The organism is Actinotalea sp. (genome assembly GCF_041597215.1).
Classification (GTDB): domain Bacteria; phylum Actinomycetota; class Actinomycetes; order Actinomycetales; family Cellulomonadaceae; genus Actinotalea.
This window is the reverse complement of record NZ_JBFHHB010000154.1, coordinates 1-7,810: the sequence shown is the minus strand read 5'-3', so window position 1 is coordinate 7,810 and position 7,810 is coordinate 1. Positions and strand designations below refer to the sequence as shown.

Sequence of the window (7,810 nt, the reverse complement as noted above, 5' to 3'; positions counted from 1 at the left end):
CTCCTCGGCCAGGTGGGGGTGGCCCTCGGGTGGGTCAGCAGCGTCGCGGACCCGGCGGTGAGCCATATGGCGGCCGGCGTCCTGCTGATCATCACCGCGAGCGGGATCGTCGTGGCCGGCTCCGCCGTCGCCGAGCGCGAGCGCGCCCAGCGGACCCTCGAGCGCGCCGAGGCCCGGCTGCGGGCCCTGCTCGACAGCTCCCAGGACGTGCTCACCGTCAGCGACGCGAGCGGCGAGCTCACCTATGTCAGCCCCGCGGCCGTCCGGGGCCTGGGTCGAGAGCCGGAGGCGCTGGTCGGCACGCCGCTGCTCGACCTCGTCGACGCGGAGCACCGCGCCCGGGTCGAGGAGGAGCTGGCGTCCGTCGCCTGCTCGGGTCAGGGCGCGCGCACGAGCATCGACGTCCTGGTCGAGCTCGCGAGCCATGAGCGGCGCTGGTTCGCCTGGTCCGCCCACAACCTCCTGGACGACCCGCTCGTCGCGGGGCTCGTCGTCGTGCAGAGCGACATCACCGACCGCCTGCACCACCAGGAGGAGCTCGCCCACGCGGCCTCGCACGACGACCTGACAGGACTTCCCAACCGTTCGGACCTGCTGGCCCGGATCGAGGAGGCCGGGGCGGAGGCTGTCGCCGGTGCAGGGCTCGCCGTGCTCTTCCTCGACCTCGACCGGTTCAAGGAGGTCAACGACCTGCACGGTCACCCGGCCGGCGACGAGCTGCTGATCACCATCGCACGGCGCCTGCGCGCGGCGCTGCGACCGCACGACCACCTCGCACGGATCTCCGGCGACGAGTTCTGCGCGGTCCTGACCGAGGTGCGGGACGCCGCAGAGGTCGACGGGGTCGTCGATCGACTGCGCGACGTCGTCAGCCGGCCGATCGCCCTGCGCTCGGGGGTGCAGGTACGCGTCGACGTGAGCGTGGGCAGGGCACTCGCCTTCGAGCCGCGAAGCGCCGAGGAGCTCCTCACGGCCGCCGACACCGCGATGTACCGCGACAAGCGGGCCCGTCGTCGTCCGTTCAGCAGCAGGCCCGTCACGAGCCGGCTCACCGGCCCTCGCGACTCCGCCTCAGGAGCCCCCGCCGCGGGAACGACGCCCGCCTAGACTCGCGAGCATGACGACGCCTGCGATCGCGCCTCCGGGCAGCGCCGCACTGCGCAGGACCACCCTGCACGGGGTCGACGTCGTCGACGCCCCCGCACCGCGGGTGCACCACCCTGCCGATCTCGTCGGAGTGGTGCTCTCGGCAGCGGCGATCGCCGCGGTCTGCGTCCTCGGCGCCTACGCGCACGGCACGACGACAGGGGTCGCCGAGGACGTCCGCGGTTTCGCCAGCTTCGTGCAGAAGCTCGTCGTGGTGCCCGTGAGCATGCTGGTCGGCCTCGTGGTGACCGTCATCCCGATCGTCGCGCTGACCGAGCTCGTCCTGCGCCGCCTGGTCCGGCACGCCGTCGAAGCGGTGGTCGCGGCGAGCATCGGAGGTGTGGCTGCGATCGTGGCCACGCACCTGATCAGCACCTTCGGTATCCCCGAGCTCCAGTCCTCGTTCACCACGTACAGCAGCGGGCGCAGCACCCTCGTCATCCCGGAGCTGCTCGTCGCGACCGCAGCGCTGCTCACGGTGGCCGGCCCGCGCGGGCGTCGCCGCACGCTCAGGGCGTCGTGGAACGTGCTCTGGTTCGGCCTCGGCGTCGCCGTCATCACGGGGATCTTCACCCTCACCGGAGTGGCTCTCGCCGTCCTGCTGGGGCGGCTGGTGGGGACGGCCACGCGATACGTCTCCGGGGTCCCGAGCGAGCGGGCCTACGGCGAGGCGCTGGTCGACGGGGTCCGCCGCGCCGGGTTCGAGCCGGAGCAGCTCGTGCGGGTCCGGAACTCCTCCGTTCGGCCCGAACCCGAGACGGACGACGACCGCTCGAGCGCCGCCATCGCGCGACAGGGCGACCATCGGGTCTACTCCCTGGTCACGAGCGACGGGGAACGGCGCGACGTCGTCGTCCTGGACGGCGACCGTCAGGTGCTCGGCCTGCTCGCCCGGTGGTGGCGCTCGCTCCGCCTGCGCGGGATCGACGGGCGGTGGGCCGTCTCGCTCCGGCAGGTCGCCGAGCGCAGCGCCCTGCTGACCTACGCCGCGCTCTCGGCCGGTGTCGCCACACCACGGCTGCTCGGCATGGCCGAGGCAGAGGACTCGATGCTCCTGGTGCACGAGCACGTCCCCGGTGCCGCACCGCTGCACGACACCCCTGACGAGGTGCTGAGCGACGAGGTGCTCGACGCGATCTGGCGCCAGCTGGACCGCGCCCACCGGGCCGGCCTCGCGCACCGCGCCCTCACCTCCGACGTCATCCTGCTGACGCCCGGTCCGCGTCCGACGGTCCTGCTCAGCGGCTGGGAGTCCGGGGACGTCGCCTCGGCAGAGCTCGCCCGCCGGATGGACGTCAGCCAGCTGCTGGCCGTGCTCGCCCTGCGGGTGGGAGCGCACCGTGCCGTCGCGTCCGCAGCTCGCGTCCTGACCGACGCCGACCTGGCGACCATCGGCCCCCTGCTCCAGTCCCTCGCCCTGCCACGCGCCACCCGCGAGGCCGTTCGTGCCCACCGGGGCCTGCTGGGCGAGGTCCGCGAGGCCCTGCTGGAGCTCCTCCCGGAGGCCGACGTCGAGCCCGAGCGGCTCGTGCGCTTCGGCGCGCGGAGCGTCTTCACGGTGGCGATCAGCATCGTCGCGCTCGTCGTCGTGGTCACCACCCTGAACTTCGACCAGATCAGCGAGGCGCTGTCCACCGCTCAACCGTGGTGGGCAGCCGCAGCCTTCGTCCTCGGCGTCGTGAGCTACTTCTCCGCGGCCCTCGCCCTGATGGCCTTCTCCCCGATCCCGCTCCCACTGTGGCGCACGACCCTCGTGCAGTCGGCCTCGTCCTTCGTGGCCCTCGTGGCACCGGCCGGGGTCGGACCTGCCGCGCTGAACATGCGGATGCTGACCCGCCGCGGGGTGTCCAACGCGCTCGCCGTCGCGTCGGTCGGCCTCGTGCAGGTCTCGCAGTTCCTCACCACCGTGGTGCTCCTGATCGGCCTGTCGGTGGTCAGCGGCTCCCGCGGGACCCTGGAGCTGCCGTCCCCGACCGTCCTGCTGGCGATCGCGGTGGTCGGCACCGGGGTCGCCGCGACGCTGCTCGTCCCCGCCGTGCGGCAGTGGCTGTGGCGCCGGATCGCGCCGACCTGGCGCCAGACGTGGCCGCAGCTCGTCCGCCTGCTCTCGCAGCCACGTCGCTTCGCCCTCGCGGCCGTGGCGAGCACCACGATGACGATCGCGTACTTCGCGGCCTTCTGGGCCTCCCTCGCCGCCTTCGGCCGGGAGATGTCCCTGATCGACCTCGCCGTGATCTACCTCATCGGGAACGCGGCAGGAGTGATCGTGCCCACTCCCGGCGGCCTGGGTCCCGTCGAGGTCGCACTCATCGGCGGTCTGAGCGGGCCGGGAGGGATCCCCGCTGCCATTGCGACCTCGGTCGTGGTGACCTTCCGTGGGCTGACGTACTGGGCGCACATCCCGCTCGGCTGGATCTCGATGCGGTACCTGCAACGCAGCGGCGAGCTCTGAGCCGACGCGCGCTGCGGGAGCGATCCACCTAGCCTCGACGGGTGACGAGCATCCTGTGGCTCCGCCGCGACCTGCGGCTGCACGACCATCCCGCCCTCGTCGCGGCACATGAGGCGGCTCAGGGGTCGGACGGCCGCGTCCTTCCCCTCTTCGTCGCCGATCCCACGCTCCTGGCCTCGGCCGGCCCCGCACGGCTGGCCGCCCTCCACGAGGCCCTCACCGAGCTGGACGAGGCCTACGACGGGGCACTCGTGGTGCGCCGGGGTCGCCCGCAGGAGGTGGTGCCCGCTCTCGCAGCCGAGCTGGGCGCCGGGAGCGTGCACGTGAGCGCCGAGACGACGCCCTACGGACGACGGCGCGACGCCGCCGTCGCCGACGCCCTCGACCCGGGCATCGCCCTAGTGCCGACCGGGAGCCCCTACGCCGTGACGCCCGGCCGCGTGCTCACGGGAGCCGGTGAGCCGTACCAGGTGTTCACCCCGTTCAGCCGGGCCTGGCGTGAGCACGGCTGGCGCCGTCCGGCCGAGGTGCCGACCGGGTTGCGCTGGCACGAGGGCGTGGCCGGGGACGAACGCCCGGGGACGACGGCGGACGAGGGCGCCGCGGACGGCGCAGCGACGGACCGGGTCGGTGAGCGCAGCGCCCTGGAGCGGTGGTCCGAGGTGCTGGACCGTGGGCTCGAGCACTACGGCGAGGAGCGCGACCGACCGGACCTGGACGGCACCTCGCGGCTCTCGGCCCAGCTCAAGTACGGGACCATCCACCCGCGCACCCTGCTCGCAGAGGTCGCCGCACACCCCTCCGGCCGCAGCACGGGCGCCACGACCTTCGTCACCGAGCTCGCGTGGCGCGAGTTCTACGCCGACGTCCTGTGGCACCGCCCCTCGTCTGCATGGTCCGACCTCCGCCCCGGTCTGAGCGCGCTCGAGTACGACGACCCCGGAGATCCGGCTGTCGCGCGGTCCGTCGAGGCGTGGCGCACCGGCCGGACCGGCTATCCGTTCGTCGACGCGGGGATGCGCCAGCTCCAGGCGACCGGGTGGATGCACAACAGGCTGCGGATGGTCACCGCGAGCTTCCTGGTCAAGGACCTGCACGTGTGGTGGGTGCACGGCGCCCGCCACTTCCTCGAGCACCTGCGCGACGGCGACATCGCGTCGAACAACCACGGCTGGCAGTGGGTCGCCGGGACCGGGACGGACGCAGCCCCCTACTTCCGGGTCTTCAACCCGGTGCTCCAGGGCGAGCGCTTCGACCCGCAGGGCGACTACGTGCGGCGTTGGGTCCCCGAGCTCCGGCACCTGGCCGGTGCCGCGGTGCACCAGCCGTGGAAGCGCTCGGACGGCTACGCGCACGGCTACCCCGAGCGCGTCGTCGACCACGCCGCCGAGCGCGCCGAGACGCTGCGACGCTACGGCGTCACCCGGGACTGAGCCGATCGGCAGGGGACGACGACGCCCCGCGGAGCGCGTGGCTCGGCGGGGCGTCGGGACCTGCTCTCAGTGCACGGGCGCGGCGTGCCAGATGCGCTCGAGGTAGTCCCGCATCGAACGGTCGGAGGAGAAGAACCCGCTGCGCGAGATGTTGAGGATCGCCTTGCCGGCCCACGCGTCCTTGTCGGCGTAGGCGAGGTCGACCTCCGCCTGCGCGTCGAGGTACGCCTGGTAGTCGGCCAGGACCAGGAAGCGGTCCTGGTAGAGCAGGTTGGACACGATCGGCTCGAAGGCGTGCCGGTCGCCGTCGGAGAAGGCACCGCTCGCGATCAGGTCCAGCGCCCGGCGCAGCGAGGTGTTCTGCTCGTAGTAGCTCGACGGGTGGTACCCGCTGTCGACCAGCGCGGCGACCGCCGGCTCGTCGAGGCCGAAGAGGAAGAAGTTCTCCCCGCCGACGAGCTCGCGGATCTCGACGTTCGCACCGTCGAGGGTGCCGATCGTCAGGGCCCCGTTGAGCGCGAACTTCATGTTGCCCGTGCCCGACGCCTCCTTGCCGGCGAGCGAGATCTGCTCGGACAGGTCGGCCGCCGGGATGAGCGTCTCGGCGAGGGTCACGTTGTAGTTCGCCGGGAAGGCGATCTTGAGCTTGTCCTGGACGGCCGGGTCGTTGTTGACGACCTTCGCCACGGAGTTGATGAGCCAGATGATGTCCTTGGCCATCCTGTAGCCGGGTGCGGCCTTCGCGCCGAACACGACGGTCCGCGGCGTGACGTCCTCGACCTTGAGCTCTCCGGAGAGGATCCGGTCGTACTGCGTGACGACGTGCAGCACCTTGAGCATCTGGCGCTTGTACTCGTGCAGTCGCTTGACCATGACGTCGAGCATCGCGTCCTGGTTGATCTCGATGCCGTCGCGGTGCTCGAGCACGCCGGCCAGGCGACGCTTGTTGCGACCCTTGACCTCCTGGAACCGCCGCACGAACTCGGCGTCCTTGGCGTAGGGCTCGAGCTCGGAGAGCCGCTCGAGGTCGGTCAGCCACCCGCTGCCGATCGCCTCGGTGATCAGCCGCGAGAGCGGCGGGTTGGACAGGCGCATGAAGCGACGCGGGGTCACGCCGTTGGTGACGTTCGTGAACTTCTCGGGCCACATCGTGGCGAAGTCGTCGAGGACCTTGTCCCGCAGGAGCTGGGAGTGCAGCTCGGCCACGCCGTTGACCTTGGCGCCGGCGACGGTGGCCAAGTAGGCCATCCGGACGGCACGCTCGGGGTGCTCGGCCACGATCGACATCCGGCGAGCACGGAGCTCGTCCCCGGGGTGGGCCGCGCGGACCTCGGCGAGGAAGTCGTCGTTGATCTGGTAGATGATCTCCAGGTGCCGAGGGAGCAGGCGGCCGAGGAGCTCGGTCGGCCAGACCTCGAGGGCCTCGGGGAGCAGGGTGTGGCAGGTGTACGCGAAGCACTTGCGGGTCACGGCCCACGCCTCGTCCCAGCCGAAGCCCTTCTCGTCCACCAGGATGCGCATCAGCTCCGGCACCGCGATGACGGGGTGCGTGTCGTTGAGCTGGAACATGACCCGCTCGGACAGGCGGTGCAGGTCGAAGTCCTCGGGCAGGACCTGGTCGATGAAGTTGCGGATCGACGCGGCGACGAAGAAGTACTGCTGCTGCAGCCGCAGCTCCTTGCCCTGGGGTGTGGAGTCCTCGGGGTAGAGCACCTTGGAGATGTTCTCGGCGAAGGTCTGCGAGCGGACGGCGTCGGCGTACTCGCCGGCGTTGAAGGTGCTGAGGTCGAAGGCGTGGGTCGCCTTCGCGCTCCACAGGCGCAGCGTGTTCACGCGGCCGTTGTGGTAGCCGGGGACCATGTAGTTGTAGGGCATGGCCAGGACGCTCCACGAGGGGGTCCACGTCGTGCGGTCCACGCCGTTCTCATCGACCTCGACCGACGTGGTGCCGCCGAAGCTGACGGTCACGGCCGCCTCGGGGTGCGGGAACTCCCACGGAGAGCCGAGCTCGAGCCAGTTGTCGGGCTGCTCGACCTGCTTGCCGTCGACGAAGGTCTGCCGGAAGATCCCGTACTCGTAGCGGATCCCGTAGCCGATGGACGGCACGGACATCGTCGCGAGCGAGTCGATGAAGCAGGCGGCGAGGCGACCGAGACCGCCGTTGCCGAGGCCGGGCTCCACCTCTGCGTCGCGCAGCTCTGCCAGGTCGATGTCGAGCCCGCGTAGCGCCTCGCCCGCGATCTCCTCGAGGTTCGTCGCCAGCAGCGCGTTGTCGAGCTGACGGCCCAGGAGGAACTCGGCCGAGAGGTAGGCGATCGACTTGGCCTGCGCCTCACGCTGACGCTTCTGGGTCTCCAGCCATCGCGAGATGAGGAACTGGCGCACGGTGCGGGCCAGCGCCAGGTACTGGTCGTTCACCGAGGAGGCAGCGAGTTCGACGCCCTGGCCGAAGTTCAGCTCGCGCAGGAAGGCGCGGGTGAAGGCGTCGACCGTGAGGTCGGGGGTGGGGGTGGGGACGACGAGATCAGTCACGAACGACGACGGTAGCCGCAGATGCAAGCGATGTCACCGCGTTGCGTCCCTCGTTTTCAGGGCCCTCCATGAGGTACACGTGCAAGGAATCCGGGATCCGTGCAGGTCACGGCCGCCGACGGCGCGCGGCGGGGCCCGCTGGTTTTACCCGTCGTCTGCAAGGTGTGAGGGATAGATCACGCTGGACATGTCGTCCGCGTCTCACCCTTGGCCCGTGAAAAAGGCGGTCGTCGGCGGTGCGGGCCGG

Annotated in this window: 4 protein-coding genes; 3 read left to right on the top strand and 1 reads right to left on the bottom strand. The window is 71.4% G+C overall.

The genetic code is table 11. The features are described 5' to 3' along the window. The 3 genes from ABWK99_RS11165 to ABWK99_RS11155 form a co-directional block, all read left to right on the top strand. The coding region (locus ABWK99_RS11165) for a diguanylate cyclase domain-containing protein (RefSeq protein WP_372594778.1) at positions 1 to 1,107 on the top strand (1,107 nt) is incomplete at its 5' end. Between the two features lie 10 nt (positions 1,108 to 1,117). Further along, complete coding sequence (locus tag ABWK99_RS11160) at positions 1,118 to 3,598, top strand: flippase-like domain-containing protein (RefSeq protein WP_372594777.1); 2,481 nt, start codon at positions 1,118 to 1,120, stop codon at positions 3,596 to 3,598. A gap of 41 nt (positions 3,599 to 3,639) precedes the next feature. Next, a complete protein-coding gene (locus tag ABWK99_RS11155) occupies positions 3,640 to 5,031 on the top strand; it encodes a deoxyribodipyrimidine photo-lyase (RefSeq protein ID WP_372594776.1) in 1,392 nt (463 codons plus the stop codon). A gap of 66 nt (positions 5,032 to 5,097) precedes the next feature. Here ABWK99_RS11155 and ABWK99_RS11150 read toward each other — a convergent pair whose 3' ends face one another. Then, positions 5,098 to 7,563 carry a glycogen/starch/alpha-glucan phosphorylase gene (locus ABWK99_RS11150; protein WP_372594775.1) on the bottom strand — a complete coding sequence of 822 codons (2,466 nt, stop codon included), beginning with the start codon at positions 7,561 to 7,563 and terminating at the stop codon, positions 5,098 to 5,100. Between the last annotated feature and the right edge of the window lie 247 nt (positions 7,564 to 7,810).

Excerpts from the sequence above, each read along its gene's own strand:
- ABWK99_RS11160 (WP_372594777.1), top strand. The coding sequence starts at position 1,118 with ATGACGACGCCTGCGATCGCGCCTCCGGGCAGCGCCGCACTGCGCAGG.